This is a genomic window from Bacillus sp. CFBP9009 (assembly GCF_036541465.1).
In the GTDB taxonomy this organism is placed as follows: domain Bacteria; phylum Bacillota; class Bacilli; order Bacillales; family DSM-1321; genus Peribacillus.
Map to the genome: position 1 here is coordinate 192,114 of NZ_JAZHFU010000005.1, position 20,043 is coordinate 212,156.

At 43.2% G+C, this 20,043-nt stretch carries 18 protein-coding genes; 4 read left to right on the forward strand and 14 right to left on the reverse strand.

Annotated elements, in window-relative coordinates; all coding sequences use genetic code 11:
- Positions 1-9: 9 nt before the first annotated feature.
- From V3595_RS15680 to V3595_RS15705, 6 genes are all read right to left on the reverse strand, one after another.
- A complete protein-coding gene (locus V3595_RS15680) occupies positions 10-660 on the reverse strand; it encodes a TetR/AcrR family transcriptional regulator (protein WP_101223857.1) in 651 nt (216 codons plus the stop codon).
- A 112-nt stretch (positions 661-772) separates the two neighbouring features.
- On the reverse strand, positions 773-1,912 hold the full coding sequence (locus V3595_RS15685) for an acyl-CoA dehydrogenase (protein ID WP_485908175.1): 1,140 nt from the start codon (positions 1,910-1,912) through the stop codon (positions 773-775).
- 27 nt (positions 1,913-1,939) lie between these two features.
- Complete coding sequence (locus tag V3595_RS15690; protein ID WP_485908177.1) at positions 1,940-3,076, reverse strand: acyl-CoA dehydrogenase; 1,137 nt, start codon at positions 3,074-3,076, stop codon at positions 1,940-1,942.
- Positions 3,077-3,111: 35 nt separating this feature from the next.
- Positions 3,112-3,963 (reverse strand): 3-hydroxybutyryl-CoA dehydrogenase, encoded by an 852-nt coding sequence (locus V3595_RS15695; protein ID WP_485908178.1) that lies wholly within the window; start codon positions 3,961-3,963, stop codon positions 3,112-3,114.
- 40 nt (positions 3,964-4,003) lie between these two features.
- The gene (locus V3595_RS15700; protein WP_485908180.1) at positions 4,004-5,194 is read right to left on the reverse strand and encodes an acetyl-CoA C-acetyltransferase; all 1,191 of its coding nucleotides are present in this window, start codon (positions 5,192-5,194) and stop codon (positions 4,004-4,006) included.
- A 201-nt stretch (positions 5,195-5,395) separates the two neighbouring features.
- A complete protein-coding gene (locus V3595_RS15705; protein ID WP_485908293.1) occupies positions 5,396-7,525 on the reverse strand; it encodes a (Fe-S)-binding protein in 2,130 nt (709 codons plus the stop codon).
- Positions 7,526-7,817: 292 nt separating this feature from the next.
- Between V3595_RS15705 and cls the strand changes: the two genes are divergently transcribed.
- Positions 7,818-9,020, forward strand: a complete 1,203-nt coding sequence (gene cls / locus V3595_RS15710; protein WP_485908182.1) for a cardiolipin synthase — start codon at positions 7,818-7,820, stop codon at positions 9,018-9,020.
- A 28-nt stretch (positions 9,021-9,048) separates the two neighbouring features.
- Positions 9,049-10,002 carry a UV DNA damage repair endonuclease UvsE gene (uvsE, locus tag V3595_RS15715; RefSeq protein ID WP_485908184.1) on the forward strand — a complete coding sequence of 318 codons (954 nt, stop codon included), beginning with the start codon at positions 9,049-9,051 and terminating at the stop codon, positions 10,000-10,002.
- A 48-nt stretch (positions 10,003-10,050) separates the two neighbouring features.
- On the opposite strand, the gene argS is transcribed toward uvsE, so the two are convergent.
- The 4 genes from argS to speE all read right to left on the reverse strand — a co-directional run bounded on the left by argS (position 10,051) and on the right by speE (position 14,166).
- A complete protein-coding gene (gene argS / locus V3595_RS15720) occupies positions 10,051-11,721 on the reverse strand; it encodes an arginine--tRNA ligase (protein WP_485908186.1) in 1,671 nt (556 codons plus the stop codon).
- 3 nt (positions 11,722-11,724) lie between these two features.
- Entirely contained in the window at positions 11,725-12,165 is a 441-nt protein-coding gene (locus tag V3595_RS15725; RefSeq protein ID WP_402904572.1) for a YwiB family protein, read from the reverse strand.
- A gap of 280 nt (positions 12,166-12,445) precedes the next feature.
- Complete coding sequence (gene speB / locus V3595_RS15730; RefSeq protein WP_106027204.1) at positions 12,446-13,324, reverse strand: agmatinase; 879 nt, start codon at positions 13,322-13,324, stop codon at positions 12,446-12,448.
- A 14-nt stretch (positions 13,325-13,338) separates the two neighbouring features.
- Positions 13,339-14,166 carry a spermidine synthase gene (speE, locus tag V3595_RS15735; RefSeq protein WP_101223866.1) on the reverse strand — a complete coding sequence of 276 codons (828 nt, stop codon included), beginning with the start codon at positions 14,164-14,166 and terminating at the stop codon, positions 13,339-13,341.
- A gap of 207 nt (positions 14,167-14,373) precedes the next feature.
- On the opposite strand from speE, the gene V3595_RS15740 reads away from it, so the two are divergent.
- A complete protein-coding gene (locus tag V3595_RS15740; RefSeq protein WP_485908189.1) occupies positions 14,374-16,443 on the forward strand; it encodes a transglycosylase domain-containing protein in 2,070 nt (689 codons plus the stop codon).
- 150 nt (positions 16,444-16,593) lie between these two features.
- On the opposite strand, the gene V3595_RS15745 is transcribed toward V3595_RS15740, so the two are convergent.
- Positions 16,594-17,103 carry a YwhD family protein gene (locus V3595_RS15745; protein WP_230176101.1) on the reverse strand — a complete coding sequence of 170 codons (510 nt, stop codon included), beginning with the start codon at positions 17,101-17,103 and terminating at the stop codon, positions 16,594-16,596.
- Between the two features lie 41 nt (positions 17,104-17,144).
- Complete coding sequence (locus tag V3595_RS15750; protein ID WP_485908191.1) at positions 17,145-17,819, reverse strand: site-2 protease family protein; 675 nt, start codon at positions 17,817-17,819, stop codon at positions 17,145-17,147.
- A 139-nt stretch (positions 17,820-17,958) separates the two neighbouring features.
- Here V3595_RS15750 and V3595_RS15755 point away from each other — a divergent pair, with 139 nt between their 5' ends.
- Complete coding sequence (locus V3595_RS15755) at positions 17,959-18,144, forward strand: 2-hydroxymuconate tautomerase (protein WP_034315897.1); 186 nt, start codon at positions 17,959-17,961, stop codon at positions 18,142-18,144.
- Between the two features lie 29 nt (positions 18,145-18,173).
- Here the strand turns inward: V3595_RS15755 and V3595_RS15760 are convergent, their stop codons facing one another.
- Positions 18,174-18,683: a YwgA family protein gene (locus tag V3595_RS15760; protein WP_098185024.1), complete on the reverse strand. Its 510-nt coding sequence runs from the start codon at positions 18,681-18,683 to the stop codon at positions 18,174-18,176.
- A 32-nt stretch (positions 18,684-18,715) separates the two neighbouring features.
- A complete protein-coding gene (locus V3595_RS15765; protein ID WP_485908193.1) occupies positions 18,716-20,023 on the reverse strand; it encodes an HD domain-containing protein in 1,308 nt (435 codons plus the stop codon).
- Positions 20,024-20,043: the final 20 nt, after the last annotated feature.

Consider the following 20,043-nt stretch of genomic DNA (forward strand, 5'->3'; position numbering starts at 1 on the left):
AGCTCCTCCTTATTGAAACGAATTTAACTCAGTATTTTTCTGAAGCGATATATTTTGAATCAATAATTGCGTCTGCAGTTCAACATATTCTTGAAGCGTATACTCTTTATGCAAAGCCCATCTTCTAAAACTCCACATCTGTCCCTGAACGAAAATATTATGAGAAACAAGGCTTATTTGTTTTGCAGTCAACGATAGCTCCCCATTCTCAACACATTTCGTTATCACCTTTTCAAACATGCCGACCATCCGAAGTTCTTTATTCAATACATACGGTAAAGCATCTTTCGTCAGTGCCTTCACCTCTTGATACATGACCAGCACTTCGTCCTGCATATCATCCATCACTTTATAAAAATAGGCGATCGTAAGCTTCAAGCTTTCAAGTGTCCCATCGCTCTGATCTATTTCTTTCTGAAGCTTTTCCTGGACTTCATCGTAGATAAAGTCACAAACGAGATATAATATATCTTCCTTTGTTCGGATATACTCGTATAACGTGCCAATACTAAAGCCGGCCGCTTTGGCAATTTCCCTGGTAGTCGTACGATGAAATCCCTTTTCCTTAAAAAGGGTCACCGCTCCTTTAATCATTTGTGTACGTCTTTTTTCAACCAGCCGTTCATCCTTTACAGATGCAAGAACCTCTCTTTTTTCCATTTTCAAACTCCTTTTAATAAGCCCATCATTTAATTGCCAAAGACATTCTGAAGAAATTGAAAAGGGTATTCCGGTAAAGGCAATGCCTCATCGGAAAACCTCAATTTCAATCCTATTTAGTAATCATCCGTGAGATGACCAGCTTTTGAATTTCCTGTGTACCTTCATAGATTTGGGTGATTTTCGCATCACGCATATACCGTTCTACAGGATAATCCTTTGTATATCCATAACCTCCAAAGACCTGCACGGCTTCCGTCGTCACTTTCATGGCTGTATCTCCAGCAAAAAGTTTGGACATGGCTGACTCTTTCCCATAAGGAAGGCCCGCTGATTCCAACCAGGCAGCCTGATAGGTTAATAGCCTTGAAGCTTCAACACCCGTTGCCATATCCGCCAATTTAAAACCGATTCCTTGCTGTGCAGAAATTGGCTTGCCGAATTGGACGCGCTCTTTTGCATAATCAACCGCGGCATCCAATGCACCTTGGGCTATCCCTACAGCCTGGGCTGCAATTCCATTACGGCCGCCATCAAGCGTCATCATCGCTATTTTAAAGCCCTCTCCTTCTTTTCCAAGGAGATTTTCTTTAGGCACTCGGCATTCATCAAAAATGATTTCCGTGGTCGGTGATGAACGGATTCCAAGCTTCTTCTCTTTTTTGCCGACACTAAAACCCTGGAAGTCCTTTTCAACGATAAATGCACTCGTTCCTTTTTGTTTGGATGCTGGATCCGTCAATGCAAAGACGACATATGTATCCGCAATCCCGCCGTTCGTAATGAAGATTTTTGAACCGCTGATAATATATTCATCACCTACAAGCTTTGCAGTCGTTCTCATACCGCCTGCGTCAGAGCCTGAGCTAGGCTCGGTCAGCCCATATGCACCGATTTTTTCACCCTGTGCCATTGGACGAAGGTATTTTTGTTTTTGCTCTTCAGATCCAAACTTATATATTGGCCATCCTGCAAGGGAAGTATGGGCTGATAAAGTCACCCCAGTGGAAGCGCAAACGCGGGAAAGTTCCTCAATCGCTATGCAATACGCTAAATAATCACTTCCAATTCCGCCGTATTCCTCAGGCCACGGAATCCCAGTCAATCCAAGTTCAGCCATTTTATCGAAGATTTCACGGTCAAATCGTTCTTCTTCATCCCTCTCGGCAGCTGTCGGAGCCACTTCATTCTGGGCAAAATCGCGCACCATTTTCCTGATCATTTCATGCTCTTCCGTTAGTTTAAATTGCATGTCTATGCCTCCTAAATATTTCGTGAATTATAGATTCTTACTGATGACCATTCTCTGTATTTCACTGGTTCCTTCATAAATTTCAGTTACCTTTGCATCCCTGAAATAGCGTTCGACAGGATATTCCGTCGTGTATCCATAGCCTCCGAACACCTGGACTGCTTCTATCGCCACATCAACAGCCGTCCTCGAAGCGAATAGCTTAGCCATTGCCGCCTCTTTACCGCACTTCAATCCCTGTGAGCGTAAAAACGCCGCGCGATAGACAAGTAACCTTGAAGCTTCTATACTCGTTGCCATTTCAGCAAGCTTGAAACCAATCCCCTGTTGTGCTGAAATAGGTTTGCCGAATTGAACTCTGTCTTTTGCATATTGGACAGCATGTTCCATGGCGCCTTCTGCAATTCCCAGCGCTTGAGCAGCAATGCCTATCCTTCCAGCATCCAAGTTGGCCATTGCGATCTTAAAGCCTTCCCCTTCTTTGCCAAGGAGATTGGCTGCAGGCACTTTCATATCCTCGAACGTCACCTGTACGGTGCTCGAGCCATGAAGGCCCATTTTACGTTCATCTTTACCGATGATTAAGCCTGGCGTCCCTTTTTCTACAATAAAAGCAGAGATTCCCTTGCTTCCCTTCTGAGGGTCGGTCGAGGCAAAAACAATGAATACATCCGCTTCCCCGCCATTGGTGATAAAAACCTTGGACCCATTTATTCGATATTTTCCGTCTTCCTTTACTGCCACTGCCTTCGATTTCAAACTCGCAGCATCGGAACCTGAGCTTTGCTCAGTCAAGCAAAAGGCGCCTAAATATTTACCAGCGGCTAACTTAGGCACATACTTTCGCTTCTGCTCTTCCGTTCCAAAATAAACGATTGGATTTGTTCCAACAGAAGTATGAACGGACAATATAACACCGAGAGTTGGACTAACTTTGGAAATCTCATTGATGGCGATGATATAAGACATGAAGTCCATACCCGCGCCACCGTATTCTTCTGAAATCGGGATTCCCATCAAACCAAGCTCACCCATTTTTTGCAGAATTGTTTTTGGAAACACGCCTGTTTCCATTGCCTCAATATGAGGGGTAATCTCATTCTCCGCAAAAGCGCTTACCATTTTCCGCATCATTTCCTGTTCTTCTGTAAACTTGAAATCCATCCTTCATTCCTCCCTAGCTGCACATCTTTCTAAGATTAGTTATATTCGTAAAAGCCCCGTCCTGATTTCTTGCCTAGCCATCCAGCTTTTACATATTTCCTTAACAGCGGACACGGTCGGTATTTATCGTCTCCGAGCCCTTGGTGAAGGGTTTCCATTATATACAGGCATGTGTCTAGTCCAATGAAGTCAGCTAGCGTAAGCGGGCCCATCGGATGGTTCATTCCCAGCTTCATCACGTCGTCAATCGCCTCTTTAGTGGCAACGCCCTCATAAAGGGTATAAATGGCCTCATTGATCATCGGCATCAAAATCCGATTCGCTACAAAACCCGGGAAATCATTGACTTCCACCGGTACCTTGTTCAAGGATTCAGCCATCTCTTCAACTTCTTTATAAACTTCATCCGCTGTAGCCAGGCCACGGATGATCTCAACCAGCTTCATGACTGGAACGGGGTTCATAAAGTGCATGCCAATTACCTTTTCCGGCCTTTTCGTGGCAGCGGCTATCTCTGTAATCGGAAGCGAAGAAGTATTGGATGCAAGAATGACATGTTGTGGCGTGATTTCATCCAAATCGGCGAATATTTTTGTTTTTATTTCCATGTTTTCCACTGCCGCTTCAATCACCAAATCCACCGCAGCCGCATTATTCAAATCCGTCGATGAAGTCAGCCGGGAAAGGATTGCATCTTTTTCCTTGGCTTCCATTTTTCCTTTTTCAACCTGCCGGGAAAGGTTCTTGGTAATTGTCCCTAACCCCTTTTCTACATATTCATCTTTTAAGTCATGTAAAAGAACTTCATAACCGCTCATTGCACAGACCTGGGCAATGCCAGATCCCATCTGTCCAGCACCAATGACCATCACTTTTTGAATGCCCATGAAAAATCCCTCCTCATGTATCTATTTATCTATGAAACTATTATCCTTGCTTAGGCACTTCAATTAAAATGGCATCTCCCTGACCGCCGCCACTGCAGATCGCTGCGATGCCCAATCCCCCTCCGCGGCGTTTCAGTTCATGCATCAGCGTAATGATGATGCGGGCACCACTCGCCCCGATCGGGTGACCTAATGCTACAGCCCCTCCGTTTACATTCACTTTTCCCGGCTCGATGTTGGCAATTTTCCCACTGGCCAGCGCAACCGCAGCAAATGCTTCGTTCACTTCAAACAAATCAATTTCCTCTATCGATTTACCTGTCTTCTTCAGGAGTTCATTTATGACCAAACCTGGCGTTTTAGGGAAGTCCTTTGCTTCAACTGCCACTTCTGCATGAGCTAAAATATAGGCAAAAGGCGTTTTCCCTTCCTTTTCCGCACGTTCCTCACTCATCAATACGAGTGCACCTGCCCCATCATTGACACCTGGTGCATTACCTGCCGTAATGGTCCCCTCATTATTGAAAGCTGGACCTAATTTAGCTAACTTCCCGGCAGATGTATCTTTTCTTGGGGCTTCATCATGTTCAACGGTAATTGGTTCGCCTTTCCGCACCGGCACCTGTACGGAAATGATTTCTTCTGCAAGGATACCGCCATCGATTGCTTTTATCGCTTTTTGATGACTCTCGTAAGCCCAGCTATCTTGTTCCTCACGGGTGATTTCAAGGTCCTCGGCAGTACTGTTTCCGTAAGTCCCCATATGCACGCCTGTAAAGCTGCAGCTAAGTCCATCCGAAATCATCGTATCCTTAAGCTCTCCATCACCCATCCTTAGGCCCCACCTTGCTTTCGGAAGGATATAAGGAGCATTGCTCATCGATTCCATTCCGCCGGCAACAATGATTTCTTCTTCACCTAAGCGAATGATCTGATCTGCCAATGTCACACTGCGAAGTCCTGATGCGCATACTTTATTAATGGTTTCCGTTTTCACTTCCCATGGTATTCCAGCATGACGGGCTGCCTGGCGGGACGGTATTTGGCCTTGGCCCGCCTGAAGCACATTCCCCATGATGACCTCATCTACTTGGCTGCCTTCAATCCCTGCCCGAACAAGTGCCTCTTTGATTGCTATTCCACCAAGTTGTGATGCCGTCAAACTGCTAAGACCACCCCCAAATTTACCAAAAGGTGTTCTCACACCGCTAATAATCACTGTTTTCGCCATCATTATTTCCCCCTATAAGTAACATTGATTGAACGCTCGCTCAATTTGGAGTAAAAAAATAGTGTTGTAAGCGCTTAATATTATAATATATTACACATTTTTCTCAAAAATTAAAATATTTAGTTTATGAATATTGAAAAAAATTGCCTGCTCCCTTTTGTGTTTCATCCTTTATAAAAGAAGCAGGCATTTCCATTTAAATTAAGAGGCAATCGATTTATTTTCACCAATGACCGCTTTTTCGAGTAGTTCTGCTACATCATACGTTTTAACATTTTCCTCAACTTCTTTTGCTTTCGTCCCATCGGATAGCATGGTCAGGCAATAAGGACATCCTGAACTGATCACTGTTGGACTGACGGCCAGAGCTTGTTCGGTACGGGCCACATTAATGCGGTTTCCTGTTTCCTCTTCCATCCACATCAAACCGCCTCCAGCTCCACAGCACATACCCTTTTCACGGTTACGCTCCATTTCAATAAGTTTCACACCAGCAATGGATTGCAAGATTTCCCGCGGCGGGCTGTAAACTTCATTGTACCTTCCCAAGTAACAGGAATCGTGGAATGTAATCGTCTCATTCACCGGATACTGAGGGACCAACCTGCCTTCACTGACAAGTTTGGCTAACAATTCAGTATGGTGATACACTTCCGCTTCCAAGCCAAAATCCGGATACTCATTCTTAAAGATATTGTATGCATGCGGATCGATCGTAACGATTTTCTTTATTTCATTCTTCTGGAATTCTTCTATATTTTTCATTGCAAGCTCCTGGAAAACAAACTCATTACCCAATCGACGCGGAGTATCCCCTGAGTTTTTCTCCTTATTTCCGAGAATTGCAAATTTAACGCCTGCTTCATTCAATAATTTAGCAAAGGAAAGGGCAATCTTCTGGCTTCGGTTATCATACGACCCCATTGACCCCACCCAAAATAAATACTCGAATTCTTCGTCTGCCTTTTTTAATTCCTTCACGGTTGGGACGCTGACATCTTCCCGAAGGCTTCGCCAATCTTCTCTCTCTTTACGGTTCAGTCCCCACGGGTTCCCTTGACGCTCAATATTCGTCATGGCACGTTGCGCATCAGGATCAAGTCTGCCTTCCGTCAACACTAGATAACGGCGCATATCGATGATTTTGTCAACATGTTCATTCATTACCGGGCATTGATCTTCACAGTTCCGGCATGTGGTACAAGCCCAAAGTTCTTCTTCCGTAATGACTTCGCCAATCAGGCTCGGACTGTAAGCTTCTATTGCTGAAGCTGATTCCTGCGCCCCCTGCGCGGCACCAGCCAAAGCGATCTTATTTCCTTTCGTATTTCCAAAAACAAAAGATGGCACCCATGGCTGCTTCGTAGTAACGGCAGCGCCTGTATTTGTCAAATGGTCACGCATCTTGATTATGATATCCATCGGTGACAGCATTTTACCGGTACCTGTAGCCGGGCACATATTCGTACAGCGCCCGCACTCCACACAGGCATAGAGGTCCACCATTTGATATTGCGTCAAGTCTTCGATATATTTTGCACCATAATATTGATTTCCTTCTTTGTCGAGAATCTCTTCTTCCAAATCTACCGGTTTCAATTTCCCGGGATTGTCCAGGCGATTCAGGAATACGTTTATCGGACCGGCAATCAAGTGAGCGTGCTTGGATTGCGGGATATAAACAAGGAAAGATAATATGATCAGTAAATGCAGCCACCAAGCTACATAAAAAACGACGGTTGCCGCTGTTGTCCCCATCCAGCCGAATAGGAAAGCGATGCTTGATGCGACTGGCTCTGACCAAGTCGCATCGTGTCCATGCCAGATCATTCCCATTCCATTCCCCAGCAATACGGTAATCATGATACCGGTAATGAAGATGACAACCAGGCCTGCTTTGAAATCCCTTTTCAAGCGAACGAGCTTTTCGACATAACGACGGTATGCCGCCCATAGGATTGCAACAAGAACGGTAAGCGTCACAATTTCCTGGAAGAAAGTAAAGGCCGGATAAACAGGGCCAAACGGTAAATGCCACCCCGGTCTTAAGCCTTTAACGAAAAAGTCAAGTGCGCCAAATTGCACTAAGATGAAACCATAAAATAACAAGGCATGAATGATCCCGCTCTTTTTATCTTTAAAGAGCTTCTTCTGTCCAAATACATAAACCCCAATTTTAACAAGACGATCTTTCACACGGTTATCGAATTCCACTTTTTTGCCAAGTTTTATATAAGCTATACGAGTCTTTATCAAATAGACAAATAAACCGGCGGCGTAAGCGGTTACAAGCAGGAATGCAACTAAGTTGATCCACAGTAAGCCATTCATTTCCATGCAGTCTTTCCCCCTCTTTAGTAAATTGCAAAATGCCAGGTACCATTATGGGAAATTTGGCATTTTTCTGAAATTTAATTAACTCCATTATATAATGAATGAGCATTCAGTCAACTTTTTTCTTTCTAAATCAATTTAATTTTTCGGTTACTTAATATATAATTCGACAATTCTGTGTATTACCCTTCTTCATTCAAAAAAAATGAGGACCCTTTCTCCGCTTTTTAATGGTTACTGACAGGGAATTAGAGCCAAACTAAATATAATCATTTAGGGGGGATTTTTTTTGAAGATAATCACTACGATTGCCTCTATATTTTTATTGATCTTCTCTTGGTGCTGGGTTGATCTTAAGGTAGGGCATAAGCGTTATTTGAAGCACGCAACCAACATTAAATATCCGCCTCGGAAAAGCGAAATGACTGTATTCACATCAGGGAAAATCCTGTTTGAAGATTATATTAAGGAAGTCAGGCAAGCTCAGGATTCCATCCATATCCTTTTTTATATAGTAAAAAATGATAAATTCAGCAAGGACTTTTTGAAGTTACTGCAGTCAAAAGCGGAAGCAGGCGTGGAAGTGCGGCTTTTAGTCGATTGGGTAGGAAGTAAAAAGATGTCCCGCCAAACCATCCAGGAGCTGACTAAAAGCGGCGTTCATTTTTCTTTCAGCTTTAAACCGAAACTCCCCTTCCTTTTCTATACAATACAAAAAAGAAATCACCGTAAGATCACGGTGATAGATGGAAAAATCGGCTATCTTGGCGGCTTTAATATCGGTAAGGAGTATATAAACCAAGGGGAGAAGCTGAACCCATGGAGAGATTACCATTTTAAAATGACCGGTGAGGGTGTAAAGGACCTTCAGGAAGTCTTTCTCTCGGATTGGTTCTATGCTACAAATGAGGATTACAGAGGAACACCTGCCTATTTCCCGACATTGATTCCCGGGACGCAGGCACATCAGTTTGTCGTCACGAATGGCAGTGATCTTGAACAGTCACTGTCATACATGATTCGGCAAGCCACTAAAAAAATCATTATCGGGACTCCATACTTCATTCCCAGTGAAACTTTATTTAAAGAATTAAGGGAAGCCCTTGCACGCAATGTTTCCGTTACGGTCATCGTACCTGAAATTTCAGACCATGCCCTTGTCAAGGAAGCTTCTTTTCCCTACTTCCGGGTACTAATAAAAGACGGGGCTGAAATCATGCAATTTCAAAGAGGGTTCTACCATTCTAAAGTGATACTGATTGATGATATAATGTGTGATATCGGTACGGCTAATTTCGATAAACGCAGTTGTTTTTTAAATTGTGAAATGAACTGCATCGTATTTGACCGGACATTTATAAAAGATGTAGAAAAGGAATTGGCAGTGGACCTGGCCGAATCCAAGCCCCTAAACGGGGACGCGCTTTCCAGCATGAATGTAGTCCGTTCAGCAAAAGAATCGCTGGCTTCCATCCTTTCTCCTTTTCTTTGACATCCTGTTGCTCAAGGAGAAAAATAAAATGAAAATAAGATTTGGATTCGTATCCAATGCCACCTGTTTATGGGAAGCTTCTCCGGCTAAGACACTTACTTTCAAGCGATATAGCACACTAGGCCCAGAAAAAGGAATGGAAAAACTCCTGGATGTGACAAGGCAGAACATTGAAAATACCTTAAGGGTCCTTCAATATAACACGGCACACCAAATAGAAATATACCGGATGTCCAGTTCCATTGTTCCTTTAGCCACACATCCCGAAATAGAATGGGACTTCGTTACGCCTTTTAAAAAAGAATGGAAACAGCTTGGCGATTGGGCCACTGCACACAAGATGAGGCTCAGCTTTCATCCGAATCAGTTTACGCTGTTTACCAGCCCAAAACCCGAGATTACACAAAATGCCGTAAAAGATATGGAGTTCCATTATAAAATGCTTGATGCAATGGGCATAGCGGACACCTCTTTCATCAATATCCATGTCGGTGGAGCTTATGGTGATAAAGAGTCCGCCCTTGTAAGGGTTCATGACAACCTTAAATCGCTGCCTATGCACGTCAAGGAAAGAATGACTTTGGAAAATGATGATAAAACCTATACAGCATCTGAAACCCTGAGCGTATGTAAGATGGAAGGCATCCCACTTGTCTTCGATTACCACCATCATCTCGCAAACCTTTCAGATGTGCCGCTTAACGAGCTGCTCACCGAGGTGTTCACCACTTGGGGTCAGGCAGGGGCGGTACCAAAGATTCATATTTCATCCCCAAAATCGGCAGGTGAATTTCGCTCACATGCAGATTATATCGATTTGGAGTTCATCATGCCCCTCTTTAAAGTGCTTAAGGATCTTGGACAGGACGTGGATTTCATGATCGAGGCCAAGATGAAGGACCGGGCAATGCTGCAGCTGATTGAAGATATAGCTAAGGTTCGTGGTGTAAAAAGGGTGAGCGGCGGTGCCGTCGAGTGTTAATTAACCTAAAAAAAGCGGCTGTTTCGCAAGAAACAGCCGCTTTTGCCATTACATTTTTTCCGGTGCCGAAACCCCGATGATGGCTAATGCATTCTTTAAAGTAATTTGGACGGATTTGACCAGTCCTAGACGCGCCTTACTTCTTTCCATCTCTTCAACATCCAGAACCTTATCTGCATTGTAGAAACTGTGGAATGTAGAAGCCAGGTCAAATATATAATTCGTCATGCGGTGAGGCATCCTTTTTTCGGCTGCTTCCGCTATTGCCTGCGGGAATTCTCCTAATTTCTTCAAAAGTTCCACTTCTTTTTCAGTAGATAGGGCAGAGAAATCAGTGACTCCTTCATAGCTGATTCCTTGTTCCACACCTTGGCGCAAAATGCTGGAAATACGGGCGTGGGCATACTGTGCATAATAAACCGGGTTTTCATTGGATTGTGAGACCGCAAGATCCAAATCGAAGTCCATATGAGTATCCGCACTTCTCATCGCAAAGAAATAACGTGTTGCATCCAGACCTACTTCATCAATAAGGTCACGCATCGTAACTGCTTTACCTGTACGCTTGCTCATCTTCATTTTCTCGCCATCCTTGTACAGGTGAACAAGCTGGATGATTTCGACTTCAAGCTGCTCGCGATTGTACCCTAATGCTTCGATCGCCGCTTTCATACGCGGGATATAGCCGTGGTGATCTGCACCCCAGATATTGATTAGTGTTTCAAAGCCGCGTTCCAATTTATTACGGTGATAGGCAATATCCGGTGTCAGATATGTGTAAGACCCATCCTGCTTAATAAGCACCCGGTCTTTATCATCGCCTAATTCCGTAGAGCGGAACCATGTAGCACCATCTTCCTCGTAAACATGGCCCCTTTCCCTCAACACTTTAAGTGCTTCATCAATTTTACCGTCTTGATAGAGGGATGTTTCGGAGTACCATACATCAAATCCGACACGGAAATTACCCAAGTCCGTTTTCAGTTTTTCCATTTCATATTTCAAGCCGTACTCACGGAAAAATTCAAAACGTTCCTTCTCATCGGCATTTACATATTTATCCCCATATTCACTTGCAAGCGTCTTACCGATGCCAATGATATCTTCGCCATGATAACCGCCCTCAGGCATATCCTTTTCGAGGCCAAGTGCCTGGAAATAGCGGGCTTCTATGGAAATGGCCAAATTATTGATTTGGTTTCCTGCATCATTGATATAGTATTCACGTGAAACATCGTAACCTGCTTTAGAAAGGATATTACATAGCGTATCACCTACTGCTGCACCACGTGCATGACCAAGATGGAGATCACCGGTTGGATTCGCGGAAACGAACTCCACTTGGATTTTTTCTCCTTTTCCAAAGTCACTTTCCCCATATGCTTCATCCACTTTCAAAATGACAGGAACCAATTCTGTCAAATAGGCATTATTCATGTAGAAGTTGATGAAACCTGGTCCTGCAATTTCAATTTTTTCGATGGATGCTTTTGAGTTGTCAAAGTTTTCGATGATTGCCTCTGCTATCATCTTTGGTGCTTTCTTTGCAATCTTCGTTAATTGCATGGCCATGTTCGTGGAATAATCTCCATGTGTCTTATCTCTTGGCAGCTCCAATACAACATTTGGAATCTGCTCTTCCGTTGCTAAACCAGCTTTAATGACTGCCGCTTTAATCTCTTCTTTCAGTTTTTCCTGTACCTCTTTTACTATATTCATGCGCTATGCTTCCTCCTTGTAGGAAATCGTCATCTCATATTGACCGGGTTCGCTTCCCTGCATATGTAACGTATATTTAAGGACGAGTTTCCCTTGTTTGGTCTGCTCATCCCATTGATGATGTATCTTCTTCGCGGTCGTCCGTAATCCTAACCTGCCATATATACTTTCGTAATGTCCATTTGTCGCTTCCTTCAGGCGGAAAAGCTGCCTCATTTTAATGGCACCATTTCTAAGCAGGATCGTTTCATCCGGTTTGTGCTTGATCGTCGTTTGTGTTTGACCGGCTTCATTTTCCTCTTTATATTGCAAATATAAATCTGCACCTTTATACATTTTTGTACCAAATGTGACCAGCTCATACGTTTCCGTTTCTGAGCCGTGCTTGATTTTTGTCTGTAAAGTCACTTTAATCGCTTGCTTATCTATATCATGAAGAGTCAAAGCTACACTTCCTTCATCATGTCGTTCTTAACTTTATAAGTATAAATATTCTTCAAGGAAGTTTCAACTTGGAGCGGAAAATAAAGTGTAAATCAAAAAAAGTGAGGATAAACTGTCGAAATCATGTTGTTGCAATTCATTTGAATTTAACACAATAATGACTCATCGGGGCGGAATTATTCAAATAGAGTCCATCAGACGTAAAATTCTTTTCCGGAATGGATAAAAAAGACCATTCCCGCTAAAAAACAGGAACAGTCAAGTCAAAGTCTTACATCCATTAACCTTTTTGAACCCAACCTAAAATCATTTCGCGAATCAGCTTGCTCGCAGTGTTCGCAGTTTGCTCGGATGGATCATAAATCGGTGCCACTTCTACCAAATCGCAGCCGACTACATTAATTTCAGACCGTGCTATCTCATGAATCGAAGCTAAAAGCTCTTTGGAGGTGATGCCTCCACAATCTACGGTGCCTGTTCCCGGCGCGTGCGCAGGATCAAGAACATCGATGTCGATCGTCACATATACAGGACGGCCAGCTAACTGCGGCAGTACTTCTTTCAGAGGTTCAAGAACTTCAAATTTAGAGATGTGCATGCCATTTTCTTTTGCCCATTGGAATTCTTCCTTCAAACCGGAACGAATGCCGAAAGAGTAAACATTTTTTGGACCGATAAGTTCTGCGGATTTACGGATGATTGACGCATGGGAAAGCGGCTCTCCTTCATAATCCTCACGTAAATCTGTATGGGCATCCATATGGATGATGGCCATATCGGGATACTTTTTGAACATGGCTTTGATGACAGGCCATGTTACAAGATGTTCCCCTCCCATACCTATTGGGAACTTACCTGCATCCAACAAGCTGTCGACGAATTTTTCAATCATATCGATACTGCGCTGCGGATTGCCGAATGGTAATGGAATATCCCCGGCATCAAAGAATTTAACTTCCTCTAATTCACGATCTAAATACGGGCTGTACTCTTCCAAACCAATCGAAACTTCACGAATTCGGGTAGGGCCGAAGCGGGAACCCGGACGGAAGCTTACCGTCCAGTCCATCGGCATGCCGTATAGCACAGCTTCCGATTCCTCAAAAACAGGATGGCTTTTAATGAATACATTGCCTGAATAGGCTTCATCGAATTTCATGGTCCATGCCTCCCTTATTTCACTAAATCTTGAACGAATTTAGGCAGAACGAAAGCTGCTTTATGAAGTTCTTTTGTATAATATTTCGTTTCTAATTCATGGAAGCGATCTTCAGTCACTTCTAATGGATTATATTTTTTCGATCCGATCGTGAACGCCCAAAGACCGCTTGGGTACGTCGGGATATTCGCTAAATACAAGCTGGTGATTGGAAATATCTCTTTTACATCACGTTGTACATCACGAATTAAATCCGCTTTAAACCAAGGATTGTCGGATTGTGCCACAAAAATCCCGTCTTCTTTCAAAGCCTTGGAAATCCCGGCATAAAAACCTTTAGTAAATAAATTGACAGCAGGTCCGACTGGTTCAGTTGAGTCAACCATGATCACGTCATATTCATTTTCACTTTTGGCGATGTGCATGAAGCCATCCCCAACTTGTACGTCTACACGCGGATCTTCAAGCATGCCTGCAATTTCAGGCAGGAATTTCTTTGAGTATTCGATGACTTTCCCATCGATATCCACCAATGTAGCTTTTTTTACGCTTGGGTGTTTTAGGATTTCACGGATAACTCCTCCGTCCCCTCCTCCTACAACCAAAACGTTTTCTGGATTAGGATGGGTAAATAAAGGAACATGGGCTACCATTTCATGGTAAACGAATTCATCGCGCTGTGAAGTCATTACCATGTCATCCAGCAACAGCATATTGCCCCACTCTTCCGTTTCAATCATATCAAGCTTTTGAAACTCAGTTTGCTCCGTATGTAAAGTACGATTCACTTTCATCGTAATACCAAAGTTCTCTGTTTGTTTTTCAGTAAACCAAATGCTCATTTATTAACGCTCCTTTTCCATTTCATATTGTCAGTCACCTTATAGGTTCCCCAAAATCGGTATAGTCATTAGCTAGAAAAATTATAGACGAATCTAGCAGAATTGCAAGATAAATTTCTTAAATGCAGTTCTTATGTTTAAAATTTTCTTTTTTTTCCATAATAGTAATAGATACTAGATTCTTACGTGATAAGAGAGGTGAAAGCAATGGAATTGATTCCAAGCGAACGATTTAAAAGGACAACTAAATATGTACGGGCCTTCATTATCCTTGCCACAATCGGGCTCACAATACTCTTTGTATTGCTTCTCTCTTTACTGATTTATGCAAAAATATTAGGTCCGCCTCCTTTGGTCGTGCCGCAGTCCACTCTCTATTATAGTGATAATGGAAATGTGATCGGTGAAACCGATAATGGCCAGAAGCGCTATTGGGCCGGTATGGAGTCGATTTCACCACAGCTCATCAAAGCGACTGTCGCCGTTGAGGACCGTCAATTTTACACTCATTATGGATTTGATATAAAGCGGATCGGCGGTGCCATCCTTGCTGATATTAAGGCAATGTCCAAAGTCCAGGGTGCAAGCACCATTACCCAGCAGTATGCCAGGAACCTGTTTCTTGGGCATGACAAAACATGGTCGCGAAAACTTAATGAGGCCTTTTATACGATACGTTTAGAAATGAACTACTCCAAAAAGGAAATTCTAGAAGGCTATTTAAATACGATTTACTACGGCCATGGCGCATATGGAGCCCAAGCTGCAAGTCAATATTACTTTGGCAAGGATGCCAAGGATTTGACCCTTCCTGAAGCGAGCATGCTGGCCGGAATACCAAAAGGGCCGTCAAACTATTCTCCATTGGATAACTTTGAAAAAGCCAAATCAAGGCAGAAAGTTGTCCTGCAAGCCATGAAAAACAAAAACTACATTTCAGGAAAAAATATCGCGGAAGCGGTACGAACACCCCTTACATTAAAAGGGGAGCATGGAACGGTCACCAAGAAGACCGCTCCCTATTTCCAGGATGCCGTCAAACAAGCTTTAAAGTCTCAGCTTCATTTAGATGACCGGACGATCGAGCTCGGCGGCCTTAAGGTCTATACCACACTGGACGAGACCCAACAGGATGCTGCCGAAGAGGTTCTCTCCAATACCATACCCAAGTCTTCAGGCATCCAAGCCTCGATAGTGGCAATGGATCCGGATACCGGGGAGGTCCGTGCGCTGGTCGGCGGTAAAGATTATTCCGAGTCGCCATTCAATCGGGCTACACAGGCCGTTCGCCAGCCTGGTTCAACCATGAAGCCATTGCTATACTATTCAGCGTTGGAGAATGGTTTCACACCATCCACCACCTTAAAAAGCGAGACAACTACATTTTCTTTCGATGACGGTCACTCATCTTACACACCGCATAATTACAATCATCAATATGCGGAAGGCGAAATCACGATGGCTCAGGCCATTGCTCTTTCCGATAATATCTTCGCCGTAAAAACGCACTTGTTCCTTGGGGAACAGACATTGGTCGATACGGCGCATCGTTTCGGAATCACAGCAAAGATGGATGCAGTCCCTTCCCTGGCACTTGGTACGTCAGGTGTAAGGGCGATTGAAATGGTGAACGCATACAGCATTCTGGCTAACGGCGGCAAGAAGGTTGAACCCGTGTTTATCAAAAAGGTTGAAAATCAAAAAGGTGAAGTGATTTTTGATGAAAATGAGAAACCGGAACAGATTCTGGATAAGGACAAGGCATTTGTCATGACCCAGATGCTTACAGGTGTTTTCGATGAAACCTTAAATGGCTATACGAAAGTGACCGGCAGCACCATCAGTTCCCAGCTGACCCGCCCATATGCCGGCAAGTCAGGCTCCACCCCGACGGATAGTTGGATGATCGGTTACACACCGGAGCTTGTAGCAGGAGTATGGACTGGATATGATCAAGGCAAAAAGATCGAGATCCCTGCTGAAAAAGGCTTTGCAAAGAAAATCTGGGCTTCCTATATGGAAAAGGGCCTGCAAGGGAAACCGGCAAAATCGTTTAAGGAAACCGAAAACGTAATCGGGGTAAACGTGAACCCCGTTAGCGGAAAATTGGCCACAAAGGACTGCCCTGCCTCAAGATTGACTTATTATGTTAAAGGAACCGAACCTGTCGAATACTGTGCCGAGCACTTTAAGGGTGAGAGTCCGAAACATGCCCCAAAAGAAGAAGAACATAAAAAGGCCCCATGGTACAAAAAAGTCTTAAAACCTTGGGGATAACGAAAAACCCCCGAAGCCGGCAGCGGCTTCGGGGGTTTTTCTGTCCTAGTTCCACAGTGACTAAACTGCTGTCTTTAAGTTTACTGATTTTATCGCTTTCCTACAAGTGCATTTTTCACTAAACTTAACATTTCACCCATTAATCGAGTTTCAAACCGTCAATGACTCCTTCAGCAGATCTGAAGAACGCTCCCACATTCCTGCATCATGATTTTTCAGGAAGTCTGCAAGCACACGTTTTGATTTATCGTCCATGTCCTCGACGATGATTTTTCGTTTTAGCGATTTATCCATCCGGTTAACATGCTCCGGGAGCGATTTGTAACCGCGTCTAATTGACCTGTCGACCATCATTTCACATGCTGTCACACCTGCATAGTGCGGACCATTTTGAGTGGCTTCAATGGTCACCCAAACAAGCCAGTAAGGTTTGGCATTCGGGACCTCCTCTTTAGTCTTTAAAAACTTGATCCCTTTTTCCACTGCACTTCTTGCATGCATCGCGCCGATATCGACCTCTGCTTCACCTGCATCCACATCGATGATGACCGGGGAAATATTATCGAGCGTTAAAACCCCTGCTCCATATCCGCCATGACCTTCTGTTGGGTCGTTTTTTATAATATTAAAGCCTACCTTTTTCTTTGGTTGTTCATCCATGCTTATATCCCCCTTTATTGTTTGTCATTCCTTATTATTGGTTAAAAAAACAAAAGTGAAAAAAATTGATTCAAGGTGCCTCCTACAAATTTAATGCCAGTATCCAAAATCGGTCTAATTGTATATTGACTCAGAGGTGTGATGATCAGGATCAAAAAAATAAGGGAGCCGTATTGTTCATACTGGGTCATTTTTGCCCGCAAGTCTGCTGAAACAAGATCCTGTACGATCCTATAACCATCGAGCGGCGGCAGCGGTATCAGATTAAATACAAATAAAAGGACATTTAAATTTATGAGCATACTTAAGAATGGCTCGACGAAAAATGGTAAATCAGGTCCAACGCCTGCGGCAAGCAATCCGTAGAAAATTAAATACCCCAAAATTGCAACAATCAAATTACTGAACGGACCGGCAAAAGAGACGAGCACTCCTGCCAATTTTGGATTCTTGAAATGAAAACGATTAACCGGTACAGGTCTCGCCCAACCAAATCCGGCAATTAATATCAACAATGTTCCGATCGGATCCAAATGGGAAATCGGATTCAATGTGACTCTTCCTTCATTCTTTGCAGTCGGATCACCGAACTTATAGGCCACATAAGCATGGGAAAATTCATGAACCGTAAAGGCTATTAAAAGTGACACAATGACATATGGAAGCTGTTCCAAAGGATAAGCCAAAAACCGTCCTATTTGATCAAAGAATTCCATCGATAGCTTCTCCCCCATTGTTTATTACCGTTAGTATACATCAAAAGTGCAAGAAGTGAAAAAACTCTGACTTCCGTGTCTTGCATTTCTTTTTCCATTGTGAAACACTACAAGATAAGAGAGGAAGGGGGGAAAAGAGATGCCATATGTAACAGTCAAAATGCTTGAAGGCCGTACAGACGAACAAAAAAAGGCTTTAGTCGAAAAGGTGACCGCAGCCGTTACGGAAACAACTGGAGCACCAGCTGAAGCCGTGACGATTTTCATTGAAGAAATGTCAAAAAATCATTTAGCAGTAGCCGGTGTCCGTAAAAGCGATTTATAAGATTTACATAATGGGGAAAAGCTAAGCCATCAATTCGGCTTAGCTTTTGTTTTTAGCTGCTCAATATATTCATATGCCTCATCAATTTCTTCAAGCGTATATTTTTGTTTGCTTTTCAGCGTGAAAATTTTCTCGGTGACTTCCTCTTTTTCAAGCGTGTCGAAGTATAATACCGTTGAAACCAGCTCCAAAAACCTGGCATTCTGTTCGTTCATATCCTGTAAGCATGCCTCAAGTGCCGGCATCTCCACTTCCTGTATGGATAGGAAATCCCGGCCTGCATCCGTTATCGAATAACAATATTGATAATAGCCTGCTTTTTTTTCCCTTACTTCATTCAAGTAGCCCATTTCGCAGAGCTCTTCGATACGTAAGGTCAACTCCTCCGAGTACGGTCCATAAAAGTGAAACTGAAACTTTTCATGAAATGGGAAGGACAGCTTCTTCGCGATATAAACGATCTTTTGTAATTTTTTTCGACCCGAGATTTCACCGGCAGTAGAAATTGCATTGATAATGTTTGCATGATCCTTAAACAAGGCTCGTCACTCCTCACCAAAAATGTACCACTTTAATCCGATAGCTCCAAAAGCTTTCGAATCTGTTTTTTTATATTTTTCTTCGTAGATTCATCACGCAATAAATCCGCTGGATAATACAACTTATGATCCGTTCTTCTTTTCCCTGAAATTGCATCGACAATTTCGGATTCACGCGATAATTCACGAATTTCGCCATTATTTTTCAGCAAGTGAATCGGCAGTCTCTCCTCTTCCTCACCTGGCCGGTAAAAATCATACGGCAGATCTGATGAAGAATCGACGACAAGATAATAATCCGGATCGATGCCTGCCTTCTTGAATAGCGTCCTTAACTCCATCAACCTGTTCATTTGACTGTTCGATGGATGGAATTCCACATATTTAAATAGTTTACGGTTAACGAAGCGAGTGCATAAATCTTTTAAAATCGCATCGTTTTCGTCTTCCCATGCTTCGAAATAATAGAGCATCACCGATTCATCCATTTTCAAGTAGTCCGTTAAAGTCACTTCTCCCCTGAACAATGAATAAAAATGGTGTGGTTCTTGGGCAAACTCATAACCGGATTCATATAAATGTTTCGCTCTATGTAGAATCTTGGTAAGTATGACCTCCGCACTTCTCGTAACTGGATGGAAATAAACCTGCCAATACATTTGGTAGCGACTCATGATATAATCCTCAACCGCATGCATCCCGCTTTGTTTTATGACGGCATGTTCTTCCCTTGGCCTCATTACACGCAAAAGCCTTTCCATATCGAAATGTCCATAACTCACGCCAGTGAAGTAAGCATCACGCTGTAAATAGTCCATTCTATCAGCATCGATCTGACTTGAAATCAGGCTGACTACTAATTTGCCTTTATAGGTTTTCGCTATGACTTCTGCCACTTTTTTAGGAAAATCACGTCCAACCCTAAGGAGGATCTTATTCACTTCCGTATCGCCGAGGATTATCTGCCGCGTGAATTGCTCATGATCCAGGTCAAACACTTTTTCAAAAGAATGAGAGAAAGGACCATGACCCAAATCATGCAGAAGTGCTGCGCACAAGGATAGTAACCGTTCCTCAGGTTTCCATTCGGGTCTGCCCTCGAAAACATCATCCACGATTCTCCGAACAATCTCGTATACTCCAAGCGAATGGCTAAGCCGACTATGTTCCGCACCATGAAAGGTTAAATAAGTCGTTCCCAGCTGTTTGATCCTTCGAAGACGCTGAAATTCCTTCGTCCCTATTAAATCCCATATAACCCGGTCGCGAACATGTATATATCGGTGCACCGGGTCCTTGAATACTTTTTCTTCTTGTAATTTTTCGCCGGAATATTCCATGAACTACCCTCTTTTTCGTA